This is a genomic window from Xanthomonas sp. NCPPB 3959, from assembly GCF_056675575.1.
Genome location: NZ_JBWWVR010000016.1, coordinates 93515 through 113390 on the forward strand (window position 1 = coordinate 93515; position 19876 = coordinate 113390).

The 19876-nt window shown below is 64.6% G+C and carries 22 protein-coding genes; 14 read left to right on the forward strand and 8 right to left on the reverse strand.

All coding sequences use genetic code 11. From position 1 onward, the window contains the following. Nucleotides 1-18 precede the first annotated feature (18 nt). Genes AC1KVG_RS17630 through AC1KVG_RS17665 form a run of 8 tightly spaced genes read right to left on the reverse strand, consistent with a single transcriptional unit; the run spans nt 19 to nt 7439 of the window. Nucleotides 19-1152: a hypothetical protein gene (locus AC1KVG_RS17630; protein ID WP_481095242.1), complete on the reverse strand. Its 1134-nt coding sequence runs from the start codon at nt 1150-1152 to the stop codon at nt 19-21. Further along, nucleotides 1149-2099 carry a glycosyltransferase gene (locus AC1KVG_RS17635; protein ID WP_481095243.1) on the reverse strand — a complete coding sequence of 317 codons (951 nt, stop codon included), beginning with the start codon at nt 2097-2099 and terminating at the stop codon, nt 1149-1151. The genes AC1KVG_RS17630 and AC1KVG_RS17635 overlap by 4 nt, the downstream gene beginning before the upstream one ends. Further along, the gene (locus AC1KVG_RS17640) at nt 2096-3349 is read right to left on the reverse strand and encodes an O-antigen translocase (protein WP_481095244.1); all 1254 of its coding nucleotides are present in this window, start codon (nt 3347-3349) and stop codon (nt 2096-2098) included. The genes AC1KVG_RS17635 and AC1KVG_RS17640 overlap by 4 nt, the downstream gene beginning before the upstream one ends. Then, entirely contained in the window at nt 3346-4458 is a 1113-nt protein-coding gene (locus AC1KVG_RS17645) for a DegT/DnrJ/EryC1/StrS family aminotransferase (protein WP_481095245.1), read from the reverse strand. Before AC1KVG_RS17645 ends, AC1KVG_RS17640 begins: the two co-directional genes overlap by 4 nt. Continuing rightward, nucleotides 4458-5390 (reverse strand): GNAT family N-acetyltransferase, encoded by a 933-nt coding sequence (locus AC1KVG_RS17650; RefSeq protein ID WP_481095246.1) that lies wholly within the window; start codon nt 5388-5390, stop codon nt 4458-4460. The genes AC1KVG_RS17645 and AC1KVG_RS17650 overlap by 1 nt, the downstream gene beginning before the upstream one ends. Continuing rightward, on the reverse strand, nt 5377-6330 hold the full coding sequence (locus tag AC1KVG_RS17655; RefSeq protein ID WP_481095247.1) for a hypothetical protein: 954 nt from the start codon (nt 6328-6330) through the stop codon (nt 5377-5379). The genes AC1KVG_RS17650 and AC1KVG_RS17655 overlap by 14 nt, the downstream gene beginning before the upstream one ends. A gap of 3 nt (nt 6331-6333) precedes the next feature. Continuing rightward, nucleotides 6334-7005, reverse strand: a complete 672-nt coding sequence (locus AC1KVG_RS17660) for an acetyltransferase (RefSeq protein ID WP_268211812.1) — start codon at nt 7003-7005, stop codon at nt 6334-6336. Then, nucleotides 7002-7439, reverse strand: coding sequence for a sugar 3,4-ketoisomerase (locus AC1KVG_RS17665; protein WP_023903706.1), 438 nt, complete (start codon nt 7437-7439; stop codon nt 7002-7004). The genes AC1KVG_RS17660 and AC1KVG_RS17665 overlap by 4 nt, the downstream gene beginning before the upstream one ends. A gap of 308 nt (nt 7440-7747) precedes the next feature. Between AC1KVG_RS17665 and AC1KVG_RS17670 the strand changes: the two genes are divergently transcribed. The 14 genes from AC1KVG_RS17670 (at nt 7748) to AC1KVG_RS17735 (ending at nt 19102) form a co-directional block, all read left to right on the forward strand. Continuing rightward, nucleotides 7748-8362 (forward strand): cytochrome b, encoded by a 615-nt coding sequence (locus tag AC1KVG_RS17670; RefSeq protein ID WP_084217869.1) that lies wholly within the window; start codon nt 7748-7750, stop codon nt 8360-8362. A 71-nt stretch (nt 8363-8433) separates the two neighbouring features. Beyond that, nucleotides 8434-9786, forward strand: coding sequence for a cytochrome C (locus AC1KVG_RS17675; RefSeq protein WP_104551831.1), 1353 nt, complete (start codon nt 8434-8436; stop codon nt 9784-9786). A gap of 25 nt (nt 9787-9811) precedes the next feature. Beyond that, on the forward strand, nt 9812-10201 hold the full coding sequence (locus tag AC1KVG_RS17680) for a c-type cytochrome (RefSeq protein ID WP_481095248.1): 390 nt from the start codon (nt 9812-9814) through the stop codon (nt 10199-10201). Nucleotides 10202-10483: 282 nt separating this feature from the next. After that, nucleotides 10484-11248 carry a TorF family putative porin gene (locus tag AC1KVG_RS17685; protein WP_481095249.1) on the forward strand — a complete coding sequence of 255 codons (765 nt, stop codon included), beginning with the start codon at nt 10484-10486 and terminating at the stop codon, nt 11246-11248. Nucleotides 11249-11311: 63 nt separating this feature from the next. Then, on the forward strand, nt 11312-11893 hold the full coding sequence (locus AC1KVG_RS17690) for a sigma-70 family RNA polymerase sigma factor (protein ID WP_006452988.1): 582 nt from the start codon (nt 11312-11314) through the stop codon (nt 11891-11893). Beyond that, on the forward strand, nt 11890-12549 hold the full coding sequence (locus AC1KVG_RS17695) for a zf-HC2 domain-containing protein (RefSeq protein ID WP_006452989.1): 660 nt from the start codon (nt 11890-11892) through the stop codon (nt 12547-12549). The genes AC1KVG_RS17690 and AC1KVG_RS17695 overlap by 4 nt, the downstream gene beginning before the upstream one ends. Continuing rightward, nucleotides 12546-13874: a S8 family serine peptidase gene (locus tag AC1KVG_RS17700; RefSeq protein ID WP_481095250.1), complete on the forward strand. Its 1329-nt coding sequence runs from the start codon at nt 12546-12548 to the stop codon at nt 13872-13874. The genes AC1KVG_RS17695 and AC1KVG_RS17700 overlap by 4 nt, the downstream gene beginning before the upstream one ends. Before the next feature lie 10 nt (nt 13875-13884). Further along, nucleotides 13885-14643: a heme ABC transporter permease CcmC gene (gene ccmC, locus AC1KVG_RS17705; RefSeq protein ID WP_006452991.1), complete on the forward strand. Its 759-nt coding sequence runs from the start codon at nt 13885-13887 to the stop codon at nt 14641-14643. After that, complete coding sequence (gene ccmD, locus AC1KVG_RS17710) at nt 14640-14846, forward strand: heme exporter protein CcmD (RefSeq protein WP_481095251.1); 207 nt, start codon at nt 14640-14642, stop codon at nt 14844-14846. The genes ccmC and ccmD overlap by 4 nt, the downstream gene beginning before the upstream one ends. After that, complete coding sequence (gene ccmE, locus AC1KVG_RS17715) at nt 14843-15313, forward strand: cytochrome c maturation protein CcmE (RefSeq protein WP_095574646.1); 471 nt, start codon at nt 14843-14845, stop codon at nt 15311-15313. The genes ccmD and ccmE overlap by 4 nt, the downstream gene beginning before the upstream one ends. Before the next feature lie 63 nt (nt 15314-15376). Then, nucleotides 15377-17365 (forward strand): heme lyase CcmF/NrfE family subunit, encoded by a 1989-nt coding sequence (locus tag AC1KVG_RS17720; protein WP_229009251.1) that lies wholly within the window; start codon nt 15377-15379, stop codon nt 17363-17365. Next, nucleotides 17362-17904, forward strand: a complete 543-nt coding sequence (locus AC1KVG_RS17725) for a DsbE family thiol:disulfide interchange protein (RefSeq protein ID WP_115038612.1) — start codon at nt 17362-17364, stop codon at nt 17902-17904. Before AC1KVG_RS17720 ends, AC1KVG_RS17725 begins: the two co-directional genes overlap by 4 nt. Beyond that, a complete protein-coding gene (locus AC1KVG_RS17730) occupies nt 17904-18386 on the forward strand; it encodes a cytochrome c-type biogenesis protein (protein WP_268211823.1) in 483 nt (160 codons plus the stop codon). The genes AC1KVG_RS17725 and AC1KVG_RS17730 overlap by 1 nt, the downstream gene beginning before the upstream one ends. After that, nucleotides 18386-19102: a tetratricopeptide repeat protein gene (locus tag AC1KVG_RS17735; RefSeq protein WP_481095252.1), complete on the forward strand. Its 717-nt coding sequence runs from the start codon at nt 18386-18388 to the stop codon at nt 19100-19102. Before AC1KVG_RS17730 ends, AC1KVG_RS17735 begins: the two co-directional genes overlap by 1 nt. Nucleotides 19103-19876: the final 774 nt, after the last annotated feature.

The window sequence follows — 19876 nt, forward strand, 5'->3', positions numbered from 1 at the left end:
AAACGAAGTTGCCGCGCACTACGCAGCAGCGCTAGATGCCGCATTGCGGCTGGGCAGCAACACGGTGCAGGCATGCAATACCAGGCACAGCGCGATGAAGCCGAAGTTGGTCCAGGTGAATGCCTGCGGCGCGAACGGCGACATCAGGCAGGCATAGGCGAGGCGCAGGAAGATCAGCACATGAAAGATCGACAGCGAGCTGCCGAGCAAGCGCACGCTCCACACCAGGCCTGCATATAACGCCAGCAGTGCAATCACGGCGCCTGGCGCGCCCCAGGCCATCAGGAACGGGAAGAATTCCGTGCCCACATTGATATTGGGCGCATCCAGCGGAATGCTGGTGCCCGCGGTGGCGATCGAACCACTGAACGGCACCAGTTGATTGACCAGAAAACTGGCGTTGACGTAGCCCTTGGCCAGAATCGCGCCGAAGTTGTACGGCCCGGCGCTGATGTACAGCAGCAGCCACTGCACGCCCTGCGGCATCGCGCGATACAACGCACTGAACGGCAAGGCGACCGTGGCCAACGAACCGGAACGCAGTGCGCCGAGGATCGAAAACACCCCGCCCCCAGCCAGCACGAGCAGGCCAATGGTCTTCCACGGCAGGCGGCGCGCAGGATCGCGGCGCAACAGCATCACCAGCACGAACGAAAACAGCCCGGCAAAGATGCGGTTGCGGTCAATCACCACAATCGGAAACACGAACCCCAGCGTCACCATCGCCGCACGCAGCCCGCGGTGGCGCACGCACAGCAGCGCGATCGGCGGCAGGATCCAGCACATGTTGGAGATGTGCCGCACATGCGAGCGCAATGGGCTCAAGGTTGCGTATGAGGACGGATCGCTGAACAACGGAATCGGAAACAGCGCCACATCCACGATGCAGAACACCGTCACCACTGCCGCCAGCGTCATCACCACGAAGGCATCGCGCGTGCCGGCGTAGCGATAGTTGCGAAAGCGCTCCACGGCAGGCAGCTGAGTGCGTAGCAACGCATCCAGCACAAACGTCGCAGCGGCAGCGATCGCCAGCAACGCGATGCCGTCCAGATAGTCCCCGGGCAGCGTGTAGGTCAGCAACGTCAGCGCGCAGCTGAGCAGCATCGGCAGTGCCAGATACGTCGCAGGCCGGCGCAACAGCGTGTTCATGCCGGCTCCACCGCGCTACGCGCATGCCTGGGCCGCCATCTGGCCGGCAACGACAACCAGGCATAGGCGAGCAGATGCCCGATCACCCTGTGCGGCCGGCGCTGCAGAAATGCCACCTTGGCCGCGATGTAACGCGATTGCGCCCGCAGCAAGGTGCGCTCGGGCTCATCGAACAACTCCGCACAACGCAACGCCACTTGACGCGACTCGCTCAAGTTGGCAATCCGCGCACGCACGTTTGCGGTCTTGCTGAGGTTGTTGCCATGCAAACGGTACGCACAGACCGGCACGTCGACGAAACCAAGCGCGTTGCGCGCGGCCAGGCGCAGGAAAAAATCCCAGTCCTCGATCCGCAGCGATTCGTCCCACCCGGCGCGCGCATCAAAGGCACTGCGACGCAGCAACGCCACCGCACCACTGACCGCCCACTGCTGGATCACCGCGCGGCGGATGCCCGGCTCTGAGCGGTACATACCGGTATCCACCCGATGCAGGTCGCGCATGGCGCTGCCGTGCAGCAGTCTTCCATGCTGATCGACCACGCAGGCGTCGCCGATCACCGCCAGTTTTTGCGGATGCGCACGTAAGTAACGCACCTGCGCATCCAACCCGCCGGCCAACAGATAATCGTCGCTCGCGCCAAGACGCAGGTAGTCGCCACGCGCACGCAAGGCCAGCTCGTTGAGCGTGGCCGCCACACCCCGATTGTCACGTTGCACGAACTGCACCGGCAGCCGATGACCATGGGTGGCAATCCACTGCGCGATCTTTTCGCCCGTGGCGTCGCTGGAGCCGTCGTCGATGATGACGATCTCCTTGCACGGGTACGGGTCTTCCAACACGCTATCCAGGCACCGTTGCACGAAACGCGCGTGGTTATAGGCCGGAATCAGCACCGACACCAGTGGCCAGCTCGCTCGCCCGCTCGGTTGGGTTTGATCGCTCATGCGGCCTGCACCAGATAGCGACGCACCACCACGATATTGAACAGCAGATACACCACGTAGTTGGCGACAAAGGCATACATCGCCCCGATCAGCCCGAACTGCGCCGTGAACAGATACACCAGCGCCAGATAGCTGGCGGCGAACACGCATTCGGAAATCACGAACAGCCGCGTCATCGCCTTGGCCAGCATCACGTACGACAGCACGAACGCGGCAATCTTGATCACATCGCCCAGCAACTGCGGACCATAAAGCGGTGCTGCTGCAGCGAATCGCGCATCGAACAGCAGCCAGGTGACCCAATCGCGGAGCATGTACACACCTAGCGCCATCGCGATCACCGCCGGCATCACATAACGATACGCGGCCCGCAGCTCGCGCCCGAGCGCCGCACGATCGTGCAGGGAGGCCAGCTTGGGCAGGTAATACACGTTGATGGCGGTGGTGAAGAACAGCAGATAGGCATCCGACACCCGGCTGACGGCCTGCCAATAACCCACCTGCTGCCATCCGAACTGCAACGCCAGATGATCGCGCACCACAATGGCCACCAACTGCGGCACCAGCGTGGCGGTCAGCGTCATCGCCGAGAACGCGGCCAGCTTGCGCGTCATCGGCGCATCGAAACGCAGGCGCAACATCTCGCGTTGGAAATACGGGCTGCGTCGCAGTGCCGGCACGCCGGCCAACAACCACAGCACCTGGCCCAGCACCAGTGCCAGCAACGCGCCCTGCAGCTGCGCCCGGCTGGACAGCCACGCCACCAGCGCAACGCTCAACACCGCGCCGCTCGCCTGCACAAATGCCAGACGGCGAACATCCATGAAACCGTTGATCACCGCCAGGATGTAATTGACCAGGGCAATGCCCAGCTGCGCGATCGCCAGCACGCAGATCAGCGGCCGATACGCTGCATCGCCCAACAGGCGCTCGGCGATCACGCCACTGAACAACACCGCCAACACTGCCATGACGCAAGCCGCGCAGAAGGCGTACCAGAGCGCCGCGCTGAGCAAGCGTGCCAGTGCCGGTGCGTCGTTGCGATACTCGGCCACGTACTTGACGATGCCGGCGCTGATACCGCCGCCCGCCAACACCGCCAGCACCGACATCAGATTGAGAAACTGGCCCAAGCGGCCGACACCCTGCGGGCCGGCATAGACGGCTACCAACTTCACCACCACCAGCGCAGCCAGCAGCTTGGCCAGCGTCGCAACGCCGGTGTACACGCTGCTGTGCATCAGATTCATGCAGGGCTGCCGAACGATTGGCATGCGGCAATCACACGTTCCACCGACGCGTCATCCAGTGCCGGGCCCATCGGCAGACTCAACACTTCACGATGCAGGCCCTCGCTCACCGGCAGGCAGGCATCGCCCAGCGTGGTATAGGCCGGCTGCCGATGCGGCGGCACCGGGTAATGGATCTGGGTGTGGATACCCAGCCGCAGCAAATGCGCCTGCAAGGCAGCGCGCTGCGGACTGCGCACCACGAACAGATGCCAGACGTGCTGTTCCTCAGCGACCACCGTAGGCAACGTGATCAACGGGTTATCGATGCCTTGCAGATAATGCTGCGCCACCGCGCGCCGACGCGCGATCTCATCCTCCAGATACCCCAGTTTGACCCGCAAGAACGCCGCCTGCATTTCATCCAGCCGCGAATTCACGCCCTGGCAGGTGTGGTGATATTTCACTTCCGAGCCGTAATTGCGCAGCGCGCGAATGCGCTCGGCCAGGCGCGGATCCGAGGTCACCACCGCACCACCATCGCCGAGTGCGCCCAGGTTCTTGGTCGGAAAAAAACTGAACGCCGCCGCATCGCCGAAGGCACCGGCACGCCGCCCATGTGCGCGCGCGCCATGCGCTTGCGCGGCATCTTCGATCAGCAGCAGCCCGTAGCGATGGGCAAGCGTTTGCAACGCGGCCATGTCGGCCAGCTGCCCATACAGATGCACCGCCATGATGGCGCGCGTGCGTGGGCCGATCGCCTTCTCCACACTGGCCGGGTCCATGTTGAAAGTCAGCGGATCCGGCTCCACCGGCACCAGCACCAACTGGTTCTGGCTGATCGCCAGAAAGCTCGCGATGAAGGTGTTGGCAGGCACGATGATCTCGTCGCCCTCGCGCAACACCCCCAGCTCGCGATAACCGCGCAGGATCAGCGACAACGCATCCAGCCCGTTGCCCACGCCCACTGCATGCGCGGCGCCGCAGTAGCTGGCGAATTCTTCTTCGAACGCGGCCAGCTCCTGCCCGAGCACATACCAGCCGGCATCGATCACCCGCGCGGCAGCCACTTTCAATTCATCCGCGTAGCGCGCATTGACTGCACGCAAATCCAGAAACGGCACATCCATTACAACGTCCACCGATAGAAATCCTGCACCACGGCACGCGCGCCGAAGCGTTCCTTTTGTTCGACCAAGCCATCGTTGAGCACCTGCCCGCCCTGCTCGGTGGAGATACCGAAGCTGAAGTAATGGCGCTGCGCGTACACCTCAGTGATCAGCTCGGCCAGCAGCAGGCTCAGCGCATCCAGCTGGCGACCGCGTTCGGACACCGCCAGATACTGGGTGTGCACGCTGCGACCGAAATCCAACACCAGTGCGGCGGCCACCAGCTGCCCCTCAGCGCGCGCTTCGTGCAGCACGATCTGCTGCGGAAACCGGCTGTGCAGCAGCTGCAATTCGTCCAGCCGATGGGTCGGCGCCACACCGTGCCGTTGCAACACCTGGGTCAGCAAGGCATGAAACGCCTCCAGCTGCGTGCCGGTCTGGATCTGCACACCGGCCTTGCGCGCCTTGACTAGCGAACGCCGACGCTCGGCACTGAACGCGAACGGCTCGCGCAGCGCGATCACCGACGACAGGTCGCGCCGGAACAGCTGCGCGCCCAACCGATGCAAGGCATACAGATCTTCCTCGGCCGGATACGCATGAAACACATGCGGCACCGGCTTGTACACGATCTGGCGCACGGCGCGCGCGCGATAGTGCGCGGCAATCTGTTCGAACACCTGCAATGTAGCGCCCGCACGCAACGCCATCGACGACAACAAGCCCGCATAGGTCAACCCGGCGTGGCTGCTGACGCAATCGCCGTGCACGCTTGCCGGAAACACCGCCACCACCTCGCCGCCACGTTCGACCAGCAACGACGCATCCACGAAGCGGTCGGCGTGATAGTCCATATAGCCACGCCGATGCAACAGGTTGCCGTTGCGCGAGAACGCCACCAACGCGTCCCACGCAGGCGCATCGCTGGCGGCATACGGCCTAACCGAAAACATGGCGTCCCTGCAGGTCCACCGGCAGCGCGGCCTCGGCCAGACCGAAGCCGGCCTGCCCCATTGCGTTGCCGTTGTAGAACATCAGCACGCGATCGTGCTGCTGGATCAACGCTGGGTAGCACAAGGTCTGCGCATCCCACCCATGCTCGGAGAGCTGCAGCCCCAGCTGACTGTCGTCGCGTTCCCAGTGCACACCATCGCCGCTGAAGGCGATGCCCGGGAAGTAGCCGCCGTGCGTATCGCCGCGGGTGAAATACATCAGATAGCGATCGCCCAGGCGATACACGCGCGGGCGGCCGATGCGGTATTCGTCGTCGCACGAACGCAGGCACACCACGTCGTCGCTGGGGATGTGGCGCAGATCGTCGGTCTCTGCGTAACGGATGTGGTACCGCGGATACGGCTGGCCGCCGATGGTTTCCCAATCGTCGCCCACCGCGTACCACAATCGCCAACGGCCATCTTCATAGCGGGCCGAATGCACCGCAGCAATCGTGCTGCGACCAGGGGCACGATCCAGCAGCGGCGTGTCCTGCCGGCGTTGAAAGCTCTCTCCACCATCGCGGGAGACCGCAAGCCCGGTGAAGGCCAGGAACTTGGCCTTGGCCACACGCTGGAAGCCGACATAGAACATGTACAGGCCATCCGGCCCGGCCACCACATCGCCCAGAATCATGCCGTTATCGTCGAAGCAGCCATCGCGGCCGATCTCAAGCACCGGCTGTTTGCTGACGCCGACGATCTGGGTCGGCGCATCGGCGCGCACGTCCACATAGCCGATCCGGCTCACGCCCTGCGCATCGCGAAAACCTGCATAGATGCGTAGCACCTGCGCAGACAACCGATACGGTGTCGGCGTCAGCGCGGCATGCTGCATCCAGCCGCCCACGCCATCGCGCGCGACATCGAACACCAGGCCTCGCTTGGTCCAGGCGAACATGGGTTAGAGCTCCACGTCGAAGCTGGACCTGCCGGCCACCGCACGCGCCGGCGAGCCCACATACACGCGCTCGGCTTCGGTATGCCGGGTGACCAGCGCGCCGGCGCCGATGATGTTGTCTGCGGCAATCCGCACCTTGTCGCTGAGCGTGGCATTGACGCCGATGAAGCTGCCGCGCCCGATCTCGCAATAGCCGGAAATCACCGCATGCGAGGCGATGAACACATTGTCCTGCACCACCGTGCGGTGGCCGATATGGTTGCCGCTCCATAGCACGCAGTTGTCGCCGATGCGGGTGAACGGCTGGATGACGTTGCCTTCGAAGATGAAGCAGTTGGCGCCGATCTGCGCATTGCGCCAGACGAACGCGCGCGAGCTGACATAGCTGGCGCAGCGGTAGCCGCGGCGCACCATGTCTTCGAAGAAGCGTGTGCGCAGGCGGTTGAGCTGCGTGGCCGGAATCGCCACGAAAACCTCGTACTGCTCGGGTGGATAGCGCTGTTCGAGTTCTTCGAATGCCACCACCGGCAGCTCGGCCAGCGTGGGCCGCAGCAGAAAGTCGCGCTCCACGCTGAAGGCGACCACGGTGTAATCGCTGTCGTGCTGGAAATACTCGCAGGCGATCTGCGCAAACTCGCCGTCCCCGATGATCACCAATGGCTTATGCATGCTCATGCTTCCAGCCTGCGTGCGTCCAGGCGATGTTCGCCGCGCACTTCGCTCAGGAATTCGTCGTAATCCAGAATGTAATCGGCCGGGTCGTAGAACTGGTCGGCCAGTACCATCAACACGCAGTCGGGGCTGAAGCGATACAGATCGCGCCACACCATGCGCCCGAGCAGCAGGCCCTGCGAGGGGTCGTCCAGCACCACTTCTTCCTGGCCGTTGCCATCGCCCCTGTCCAGCAGAATCGTCACCGAGCCATGCAAGGCGACGGCGAGTTGATTGAGCTGGCGGTGCGCATGCTGGCCGCGGTGCACGCCGTCGCGGGTGCCGAACAGGTAATACACGCGCCGTATCTCGAACGGGACGTTGCGCTGCTGCTCCAACGAGATGAGCAGACCGCGATCGTCACCGTGGGTGTGCAACTGGATGCGTTCGATGGCCATGATTCGGGGGCGTAACCGCTGACTGCACGTAGTGCGACATGCCTGAGTGCACCGGGATGCGCCAAAGGTTGCACCACGTCACGGCACTGCGAATCCATGTGCGCGCAAGCGCAGTTGCAGACGCAGCAGACGTGGATATGCACGGATTGCAGCGTAATGCCCACAGGGCGATGCAACCTTTTGCCGGCATCGCCGCACATATCGGTGCACGTTCACCTGGCCGCAGATCGGCCGGCGTGGGGAGCCAGGCCTGGCAGCGCACGACGCACTGCCGGAACCAACGACCAGCACCGGAGCACACCGACCAAATGCGTTCATCCCCCCAGGCGCCCGACACCGCCGCCACCGACAGCGCCACTGTGCTGCCGCAACAGGCGCCACCCACAGCGCAGGTCATTCCACTTCCCAAATCGATGCGCGTGCTGCACTGGCTGACGGTGCTGTGCCTGGCCATGGCCGCCACCCTGATTTTGCTGCGCGCCGAGCTGGAAGGACGCGCATTGCGTCAGTGGCTGATGGAAGGCCATCGCCACTTCGGTTTGATGGTGCTCTTTCTCTTCGTCCTGCGCGTGGGCTTGCGCATCCGCCTGCGCAAGCTGCCGCCCGGCCCGCCGTCGCCGTTGCTGATGCGGCTGGCTGCAGGCGCCACCCATTTCGCGCTGTACGGCCTGATGGTCGCGTTGCCGCTGATCGGCTGGTCGTTGAGCAACGCCTATGCCAAACCGGTCTACCTGTTCGGATTGACGCTGCCGAATCTGGTCGCGCCGGACGAAGATCTGGCCGACACCCTCGGCACCTGGCACTTGAATGCCGCCTGGGTCTTGCTGGCCCTGGTGATCCTGCACATCGGCGCCGCGCTCTGGCATCACCTGGTGCTCGGCGATGGCGTGTTGCATCGCGTGCTGCCGAAAAAAGCCCGATGAATTCCCCCGAGTTGCCAGCCCTCCCCCGCTCCCGCAGCGCCGAACCCCGCACCGTCGAACAAGGACTTTCCATGCCTACTCCCCAGCCCGCCCCGCGTCGCGTTGCCGCCACGCGCACCGCCTCCCTGACGTCCTTGTTGTGCGTGTCCGGCCCGTTGTTGCTGCTGGCCAGCACGCAGGCGCAGGCGATCCCTTCGTTCGCGCGCCAGACCGGCTCTTCATGCGCGGATTGCCATATCGGCTCCTATGGCCCCTCGCTCACGCCGTATGGCATGCGCTTCAAGCTCGGCGGCTTCACCGATACCGATGGCAACGGCACCAAGATTCCGGTCTCCGGCCAGGTCACCTGGACGCGGAGCAATCCCAGCCGCGGCGACAGCAGCGCACGCATCAACGAAGCCGATCTGTATCTGGCCGGCCGGGTCAACGACCACATCGGCGGTTACTCCAAGATCCGCTCCAACAACGGCGGCAACGACACCTTCAACACTCAGTTGGACGATGTGGATCTGCGCTTTGTCAGCAAGCCGTTCCAGCTGGCCGGCAAGGACGCCATGGTCGGCGTCAGCGTCAACAACAACCCCGGCGTGTCCGATCCGATCCAGGTGCTGCCCAATGCATCGACCCTGAGCCCGGTCTCCAATGCAGGTTCGGCCAGCATGCTGAGTTCGTCGGCGCTCTCCAACCGCGTGATCGGCGCCAGCGTGTACGGCTTGTTCGACCGCAATTGGTACGGCGAAGTCGGCAGCTACAGCGCATTGTCCGCCGATGCGCAGGACCACCTGGGCTGGAACCCCAACAACGACCCGGGCAAGCTCAGCGACACCGGCTATGCGCGCTTTGCCTATATGAAGGACATGAAGCGGCAGTTCTTCTCGGCCGGCCTCACCGCGATGACCACCCGTCGCCAACGCCTGCGCAGCGGCGGTCCCACCGATGACTTCACCGATCTGGGTTACGACCTGACCTATCAGTTCCTCGGCACCCGCGAGCACGTGTTGTCGCTGGCCTACGTCAACATCTACGAGCGCCGCAAGTACGGCAGCCCGCTGCAGCCGACCGACCCGAGCATGTCGCCGCGCGACCGCGGCAGCGTGCGCGACCAGAACATCAGCATGAACTACGCGTTCAAGCAGACCTACGGCGTGCTGGCAGCGCATCTGATCAACAGCGGCTCGTTCGATGTGGCGCGTTATCAGCCCTACGGCATCCCCGACACCACCGCCAATCTGATCCTGCTGTACTGGACCCCGTTCGGTAAGGAAGGCACCTACACCACCAACGCCAACGTGCGTTTCGCGGCCACCTGGTTCCGCTTCGACAAGTTCAACGGCAGCACCACCAACGTGTTCGGTGGCGGCAATCCAATCACCAACCCGCGCGATCTCGACACCTTCTCGTTGTCGGTCAATGTCTCGTTTTGATTCCCCCGCACGCGTAAGGACCCCCATGAAGTCACTCCACAAAACCTTGTTGTGCGCCCCGCTGGCCGGCCTGTTGATGGCCGGCGCACTGCTTGCCCCGGCCGCGCGCGCGGCCGATGGCAAAGGCGTGTTCATGACCGAATGCGCCGAATGCCACAGCGCGGCCCAGGGCAAGAACAAGAAAGGCCCGTCCATGTTCGGCGTGGCCGGGCGCCCGGCCGCCAGCCTGGCGGACTACAGCAATTACTCAGATGCACTCAAGGGCAGCAAGTGGCAGTGGACGCCCGCCCAGCTCAAGACCTATCTGTCGCAATCCTCGTCCAAGGCCCTGCCGGGGACCAAGATGAAGTACGAAGGCCTGGAGGATCAGAAAGAGCTAGACGCGCTGATCGCCTACCTCAACACGCTGCACTGACCGTTGCTTGACCGGTCGGCAGTCACCCCTGCCAGCCGGCAACCGGGGCGCGCTGCGCTTCGGGCGTCGCGCCGGCCGCGTTGCCGGCCGCGATTCCTTCGCGTATATGAACGGAACCGTCGTGCCCGCGGCGGTCTGCCCGACGCAATCAGGCACTATTGCGCCCCGCTCACCGTAGACGCTCATCCGTTGCCCCCTGTCTCGCCTGCCAGGTCGTCCCCCTTCCGAACGCGACGCCATTGCGCCTGCGGCGGGCAGCCGTGGGACAGGCCATGCCTGAACATGCGGCGGCGGCACTGCACAACGGCCAGCGCCAACCCGCCTTGCCTGTGCCCGCACGTGCGCCGGCGCAACTCCACGTTGCGCCACTGCCTGCTGCTGGCCCTGGTCATCAGCCCCGGCGCCGTGGCCGCCAATGTCGGCGGCGCGGTGGCGCTGACCTCGCAGCTGATCGACCGGGGCATCTCGATCGCGCCCAACAAGGCCACGCTGCAGGCGGCCGGTTATTGGCTGCCCTCGCCCGGCTGGTCGGTCTCCACTTCGGTCGCGCTGCAATCGCCCTCGCTGAGCAAGCCGGTGGCAGTCACCGCCCAAGCCGCACGCGCCTGGATGCTGGACGACCGCTGGCAGATGCAGGCAAGCCTGCTCTACTACGGCTACCCGACCAACCAGGCCACACGCACCTTCGACCGCCAGGAAGCCAGTCTGGCCTGGTCCTACCGCGACGTGCTGACCTTTTCGGTGTCGGTGTTCAACTTTCCCCGCGCCGACCAATCGCCGTGGAATGTGGCCATCGACGTCACCGCCAATATCCCGCTGCAAAACGACTTCAGCCTGTTGGTCGGCGCCGGTTCTTCGCGCTTTCCGGCGATGGCCTACGGCGCTGCCGAATCCGGCCGCTATCAGTACGGGCAATTGGGCCTGAAGTGGAGCCGGGCACGATGGACGCTGAAACTGGAACGCATCGTCACCAGCAGCAACACCCCACGCCTGCAGGGCGGCCCGGGCGAAACGCCCTGGCTGGGCACGGTCTCCACCACGTTCTGATCCAGCTGCAACCTTTTGCCCCTGTGCGGGCACTGACCTACGTCTTCTGCCGTGCCTGCCTCGATGAATGATTCCGACACCCTGGGTGATGCCACCGACCGCATGCTGCTGCGGCGCATGGCTGCGGGCGATCGTGCCGCCCTGGCGACCATGTACACCAGCTACCACGGCCGGCTGTGCCGGTTCCTGTCGCGGCTGACCCGCCGCCCGGACATCATCGAGGAAGCCATCAATGACTGCTTCTGGATCGCCTGGCAGAAAGCCGGCGACTTCCGCGGCGATTCGCAGGTGTCGACCTGGATCATGGGCATCGCCTATCGCTGCGGGCTCAAATGCCTGCGCCAGCATGACGGCGAGGCCATCGACGACACCGCCGTGGTGGAAGACCACGCCCCCAGCGCCGACGACAACGACGACCGCGAGCTGCGCGACTGGCTCGACAAGGGCATGCAACGGCTCTCGCCGGACCAGCGCATGGTGATCGAACTGGTCTATGGCGTTGGCCACAAGCTCGAAGAAGTCGCCGAAATCATGCAGTGCCCGGTCGGCACCATCAAAGCCCGGCTGTTCCATGCGCGGGTCAAATTACGCAATGTGCTGCCCGGCCTGGCCGGCGGCGCCCCTTACACGGAGACCATGCAATGAAGACGTTTTTCATCGCGCCTGGCAAGGAATGCTCGCACGCCTGGGAACTGATGCCCGCAGTATTGCTGGACAGTGCCACCGAGGAAGAGAACACCTGGCTGATCGCGCACGTGGCCAAATGTGCCTCGTGCAGCGCCGAATTCGCCCAGCAGAATCGTCTGCGGCAAGCGCTTGCACTGCCGTCGGCGGTCAAGCTGGACGCCAACGCAGGCCTGCTGCGCCTGCTCGGCCGCCTGGATGCGCCGGAACAGCACACCGCGCCGGCGGCACCGGTGCCGGCAGCACGCCGCTCCGGCAACTGGACGGTGCGCGCCCTGGCCGCCGCCGCCCTGGTGCAGGCCATTGGTCTTGGCGTCATGGGCGTCAAGCTGGCCGCGCCCGCGCCCTCGCACGACTACCGCACGCTCAGCAGCGCCACCGCCTTGCCGGTCCCGCAAGGTGCCATCCGCGTGGTGCCCGACGCCAGGATGACCGTGGCCGACTGGGACAGCCTGCTGCATGCGCAGCAGTTGCAGGTGGTCGGCGGCCCCAATGAAATGGGCGCCTACACCGTGGTGCCTGTCGCACCGCAGCCGCCTGCCCAGCCGCAGCACACCGTGCAGCAGCTGCGTGCGAACCCGCGTATCCGCCTGGCCGAGATCGTGTCGGCACCATGAGCCGCTTCTACGTTATCGGCTTGATCGCCGGCTTCATCGGCCTTGGCAGCTGCACCTGCGTGCATGCCCAGGACACGCCCCAGCATGCTGCGCAAGCTGTCGGCACCAGTACCGCGCCGGCGCAGGCCGATGCGCATACGCCCGATAGCAGCCGCGACATCCTGCTGGCGGTGGCCAACCCGCTCACCGCGCCGCCGGCACGCGCCGGCTCCAGCCTGATCGGCTACGCCTCCAGCTATTACGGCGCCGGCCAGAAAGCCGCCGTGCGCATGGAAGCCATCAAGCAGCGCTACAAGCTGCGCGAAGTCTCCGGCTGGCCGATCACCTCGCTGGGCCTGTATTGCGCCGTGCTGCAGCCGCCGGCTGGCGTATCGCGCGACGAGCTGGTCAGCGCGCTGGCCGACGACGAAGGCGTGGAGCTGGTGCAGCCGGTGCAGGATTTCTCGGTGTTCTCCGCCGATGCATCGGAAAAGACCACCTCGCTGTCCGGCTATAACGACCCATACGTGGACATGCAACGCGGCTTCATCACCACCGATGCGGCCAGCGCGCAGACCGTCACCCAGGGCCGCGGCGTGGTGGTGGCGGTGGTCGACACCGGCGTGGACACCGCTCACCCCGATCTGAAGTCGCGCATCCGCGACGTGCACGATCTGGTCGACGACACCGCGCTCGCCACCAGCAGCGATTCGCACGGCACCGAAGTGGCCGGCATCATTGCTGCCGGCAGCAACAACCATCAAGGCATTGTCGGCATGGCGCCCAAGGCCATGCTGAGCATCTACAAGGCGTGCTGGTATGCACCGACCGTCGGTGCCACCGCCCGCTGCAACACCTTCACCCTGGCCAAGGCGCTGGCGGCGATCAACAACAGCTCCGCGCGCGTGATCAATCTGAGCCTGGGCGGCCCGGCCGACCCGCTGTTGAGCAAGATGCTGCTGCATCTGGTGCAACAGGGCCGCATCGTGGTGGCCGCAATGCCGCCGAACGGGCGCATGGATGGCTTTCCCAACGATGTGCCCGGCGTGCTGGTGGTGCGCAGCAGTAGCGCCACCGCCGCGATGCCCGGTGTGCTGAGCGCGCCCGGCAAGGACATCCTCACCACCCAGCCCAATGGCCGCTACGACTTCACCTCCGGCTCGTCGATGGCCACCGCGCATGTCAGCGGCATGGCCGCGTTGCTGTTGTCGATGTCGCCGTCGATGGACGCGACCGCCTTGCGCGAACTGATGCAGCGCACCAGCAAGATGTCCGACGGCCAGCTGCAGGTCAACGCCGGCGCTGCGGTCGACGCGCTGGCTTCGCACGCCAAACATTCCAACTGACGACACCGGCATGGCCAAGTGGATTCCCTTGTGGCTGCATAAACTCAGTTCGCCGCCCACGTTCTACCGCGTCGCCGGCATCGTGCGCCCGTGGGCGCTGGCGCTGGCGCTGCTGCTCGGCGCGGTGGCCGCTTACGGCGGGCTGGTGCTGGCGCCACCGGATTACCAGCAGCACGACGCCTACCGCATCATCTTCATCCACGTGCCCAGCGCCTGGATGAGTCTTTTCATCTACGCGGCAATGGGCGTGTCCGCGTTTATTGCGCTGGTGTGGCGGATCAAGCTGGCCGAAGTGGTGACCATGGCCTCGGCGCCGATCGGCGCGGCCTTTACCTTCATCACCTTGTGCACCGGCTCGCTGTGGGGCAAGCCGATGTGGGGCACCTGGTGGACCTGGGATGCACGGCTCACCTCGGAGTTGCTGCTGCTGTTCTTGTATCTGGGTGTGCTCGGCCTGTATCACGCGGTGGAAGATCGCCGTCAGGCGATGCGTGCGGCCGGCTTGCTTGCATTGGTGGGCCTGGTGAATCTGCCGATCGTGCATTACTCGGTGGTGTGGTGGAACACGCTGCATCAAGGCTCCACCGTGCGCCTGCTGGGCCCCTCCAAGATGGGCGCCGACATGCTGTGGCCGCTGCTGACGATGATGCTGGCCACCAAGTTTTATTACCTGGCCAGTCTGTTCGGCCGCGTGCGAGTGGACCTGCTCGCACTGGAAAGCGGCAAGGACTGGGCACGCCGCATCGTGTTGACGGAGCGCACCGCATGAACACCTTTCTGGCGATGGGCGGTTACGGCCACTACGTGTGGACCGCGTACGCGTTGTTCGTGCTGGTGTTGCTGGCCGATCTGGCAGCGCCGTGGTTACGTCGACGCCGCCTGCCACGCGAATTGCGTGGCCAGCTGCAACGACAGACACCGCGACGTGCACGCGATCAGCCAGTTCCCGCGCTGGAGCGGGACGCGCCATGAATGCAACACGCAAGCAACGCCTTTGGCTGGTGATCGGCGTCATCGCCGCTGCCGCATTGGCGGTGACGCTGATCGTGCTCGCGCTGCAGCGGAACATGAGCTATCTGTTCACGCCCAGCCAGGTGCACGCCGGCGAGGCGGCCAGTTATCAGCAATTTCGCCTCGGCGGCATGGTCAAGGCCGGCTCGATCCAGCGCGCAACCGATAGTCTGAAAGTCAACTTCACCGTGATCGACAAGCACGCCGCAACGCAGGTCGAATACACCGGAATCCTTCCGGATCTGTTTCGCGACAACCAATCGGTAATCGCCAACGGACGCATGCAAGGCGGGCGCTTTGTCGCCAACGAAGTGTTGGCCAAGCACGACGAAACCTATATGCCCAAGGAACTCAAAGACGCGATGGCCGAAGGCCATGTCGGCAAGCCGATTCCTGCCGCCGCGGTGCCGCTGTCGGCGCCGCGTTGATGCCGCGCGCACCGCTTTCCACCACTTCCATGATCTTCCTTGGTTGCACGATGCGATTTGCCCATGACGCCTGAACTCGGCCAGATCGCACTGATCCTGGCGCTGCTGTTGTCGCTTGCCCAGGGCGTCTTGCCGCTGATCGGTGCCTGGCGTGGCAACTCCGCCTTGATGGGCATTGCACGGCCGGCAGCGGTAGGCCAGGCAGTGTTCGTATGGATGGCGTTCGGCCTGCTCGCCTGGTCGCTGCTGTCGCTGGATTTTTCGGTGGCCTATGTCGCTGCCAACGCCAATATCGCCCTGCCCTGGTACTACCGCTTTGCCGCGGTATGGGGCGCGCACGAAGGCTCGCTGCTGCTGTGGATCGCCATCCTTGCAACATGGACGGTGTTGCTGGCCGCCTTCAGCCGGCATCTGCCGCAGCATTTCGCCGCCCGCGTGCTGGCGGTGCTGGGGCTGGTATCGGTGGGCTTTCTGGCCTTCATCCTGCTGACCTCAAATCCGTTCGGGCGGCTGTCGCCGATTCCCCTGGATGGCAACGAGCTCAATCCGGTGCTGCAGGACCCGGGCATGACCTTCCACCCGCCGGTGCTGTACACCGGTTATGTCGGCTTCTCGGTGGCGTTCGCGTTTGCGGTGGCGGCCTTGCTGGGCGGCGAGCTGGAACAGGCCTGGGTGCGCTGGGCGCGGCCGTGGACCAACGTGGCCTGGGCCTGCCTCACCGCCGGCATCGTCGCCGGCAGCTGGTGGGCGTACGCGGAACTGGGCTGGGGCGGTTGGTGGTTCTGGGACCCGGTGGAAAACGCCAGTTTCATGCCGTGGCTGGTCGGCACCGCCCTGATCCACACCCAGGCGGTCACCGAAAAACGCGGCAGCTTGCGTGCTTGGACGATTCTGCTGTCGATCCTGGCGTTCTCGCTGTCGTTGCTGGGCACCTTCCTGGTGCGCTCGGGCGTGCTCACCTCGGTGCATGCGTTTGCCGCCGATCCGCGCCGCGGCCTGTACATCCTCATTTTCCTGGTGGCCGTGGTCGGCGGCTCGCTGCTGCTGTACGCCTTGCGCGCGCCGAAGATCGCCAGCGGCAAACCGTTCGCCGCCGCCTCGCGCGAGACGGCCATTTTGATCGGCAATCTGCTGCTCACCGTGGCCGCCGCGATGGTGTTGCTGGGCACCTTGTTCCCGCTGATCGCCGACGCGTTCGGACTGGGCAAGGTCTCGGTGGGGCCACCGTATTTCGGCCTGTTGTTCCCGTTGCTGATGTTGCCTGTGGTGCTGTTGCTACCGTTCGGCCCTTACCTGCGCTGGGGCAAGGCCGAGGCAGCACCGTTGAAGGCACTTGGCACGCGCGCCGGCATCGCCGCGATTGCGTGTGCGTTGGTCGGCAGCCTCTTCGCCGATGGCCAGATCAAGGCGATTGCCGGCATCGGCGTTGCTGCTTGGGTGGCTGCCGGCACCGCGCTGTACATGCACAAGCGCTGGCGCGAAATGCCGCGCGGGCGGCGCTTTCCGGCTGAAATGGCCGGCATGTTGCTCGCGCATGCCGGCGTGGCGGTATTCGTTGCCGGCGTGCTGGTGTCCGACAGCCTGTCGGTCGAACGCGATGTGCGGCTGTCGCCCGGCCAGAGCGCGGAGATCGCCGGCTACGCGTTCCGCTTCGACGGCGTGCAAATGATCGATGGGCCGAACTGGAAGGCCGAACAAGGCAGCGTGCAGGTCAGTCGCGATGGCAAGGTGATCGCGCTGCTGCATCCGCAAAAACGTCTGTACAGCAGCGAGCGCATTCAGACCGAATCGGCGATCGACCCCGGCATCACCCGCGATCTGTACGTCGCACTAGGCGAGCCGCTGGACGATCAACACATCGAATACGACTGGACGCTGCGGCTGTACTACAAACCCTTCATCCGCTGGATATGGGCCGGCGGCCTGCTGATGATGCTGGGCGGTTTTGTCAGCGCCTGCGCGCGCCGTTTTCGTGCGCCAGCCGTCGCCGGCAAGGCGGCCACCTCGCCGGCACACGATGCCATCGTCACTGCGCAGGAATCGCCCGCATGAACCGTCTGCTGCCCTTGCTGGGTTTCCTGTTGCTGGCGGCGCTGTTCGGCTTCGGCATCTATTGGACGATGCAGCACAACCCGCGCGATGTGCCCTCACCGTTGATCGGCAAACAAGCGCCAGCGTTCTCGCTGCCAAGGCTGGATCAACCCGAACAACAGGTCAGCCGCGACCAGCTGCTAGGCAAGCCGTATGTGCTCAACGTGTTCGGCAGCTGGTGCGCCGAATGCGTGCACGAACATCCGGTATTGATGGCGCAGGCCAACCGGCTCGGCGTGCCGCTGATCGGCTACAACTATAAAGATGCACCCGCCGATGCCACCGCCTGGCTCGCGCAATACGGCAACCCGTATGCCTTAGTGATCGCCGACGAAGCCGGCCAGACCGCGATCGATTTCGGCGTTTACGGCGCGCCGGAAACGTTTCTGATCGATGCGCAAGGCGTGATCCGCTACAAGCACATCGGCGTGCTCACACCCGATGTCATCAACGACACACTGCTGCCGGCCATCGCCGCGCTGCCCAAGGGCGCGCAGTGATGCCGGCTCGCCCCTGGTGGCGCTGGCACTGGCGTCTGCAAGGCCGGCAACTGCGCTTGCTGCTGGTGTTGCTGCTTGGCGTGCTGCTTGCACCGCCGCTGGCGGCGCAAGCAGTGGACCCGCTGCCGTTCAAGAACCGCAGCGAGGAAGCGCGTTACCAGCGTCTGACCGCACAACTGCGCTGCCTGGTGTGCCAGAACGAAAACCTGGCCGACTCCAACGCCGCGCTCGCACGCGATCTGCGCCATCAGGTGTTCGCGCAGATCCAGGCCGGCCACAGCGACGCGCAGATCAAGCAGTACATGGTCGAGCGCTATTCGGATTTCGTGCTGTACGACCCGCCAGTCAAACGCGGCACCTGGCTGCTGTGGTTCGGCCCGCTGCTGATGCTGGGTGCCGGTGCAGGCGTGGTGATCCACACCGTGCGCAAACGTGCGCGTGCCGGGACACCGGTGGCACCGCAAGCTGAGGAAGAGTGGTGATGACCGGTTTCTATTTGATAAGCGCGGCGTTGGTGGTGATCGCGCTGCTGTTGTTGCTGGTACCGCTGCTGCGCCGGCCAACACGCAATCGCAGCACACGCTATGCGCTACCGATTGTGCTGGTGCTCGGCTTGCCGATCGCCACCGCCGGCCTGTATCGCCTGGTCGGTGCGCCCGACGCCATCGCAACGCGCGTGTACGCTAGGCCAGCGCAACAGACAGCGCAGGCGACGCCTGAGGCGACTGCTGCCGGCAGCACGCAAGCACAAACACCAGCCATCAGTCCGGCTGAAGAAGCACAACTGCAGGCGCTGGACGCCTGGATGCAGCAGGCCAAGGCGCACGAGCAGGAAAACCGTTCGGCCGACGCGCGCGATGCCTATGCGCAAGCACTCAAGCTCGCCCCCGACAACAGCGCCGCCATTGTCGGCTGGATCGCGGCAGACATGGGTACGCGCAGCGATTTCGCCATCGACGCCACATCGCGCACGCGCCTGCAACAGGTGATCGCACGCGAGCCGGATCATCAACGCGCCCTGTGGTTGCTCGGCATCAGCGACTTCCAGCAGCAGGACTACAGCGCCGCCACCGAACACTGGCGCCATTTGCATGACCTGCTGGACACCGGCTCGGCGATGCAGAAAGCGGTCGCCGAAAAAATCGCCGTGGCCGAATCGTTGGCGAGTGCGCGGCAGGCCAAACGCGCTGCTCGCTAGTAACGGCTGACAAAACCCACTTCGCGGCCATCAGCGGGTGCCGCTGTACTCAGTGCGCATATACCACGCGTAGATACCGCTATTGAGTGCGCCATCCACATCCATCTGCCCATTGCTCGTGCCGTTCTTCAGCCATTTCGAGATCGTGAGATCTTGGTTGTCTTGAAAGATTGGACGCGATGAGTGCGTAGATTGCAGAGCGGACGATCTGTGGCTTGGCTGCAGGGCCCTTGCCCGCCCACCATCGCGGGACACGCCGCAAGTACGTCCCTGTAGGCTCTTACGCGGCATCCATGCCGCGTAAGGTCCCGCGACGGTGGGCGGGCAAGGACCAGTCGAGATAGTCGGTGTGCACGGTTGCAAGCCATGCATGACGTTCTTTTAATTAGCGAGCTATCGTGCTCTGCGACCCGCACCTGCAAGTCCACGCAACCTGCGAGACGCGCAGCTTTTTACCCAGCGACCGACCAACATTCTGGTGCGGTGCCCTCACCGATTGCGGGACCGTGTGGCGGCATGGATGCCGCCACCGAGCCTCCACGGACGGATTCACGGCGTGTCCCGCGAGCGGTGAGGGCACCGCGCCCTCGACCTACCAGGCGTTTGACATGAGCTTCTTGACTGCATCTATAAGCCGCGACGACTCAAATCACAGTATGTCGAAATGATTGGACAGTGCGGATAGATCAGTCGTAAAGCGGACACTCTCTGCCTGGCTGCAGGGCCCTTGCCCGCCCACCATCGCGGGACACGCCGCAAGTACGTCCGTGTAGG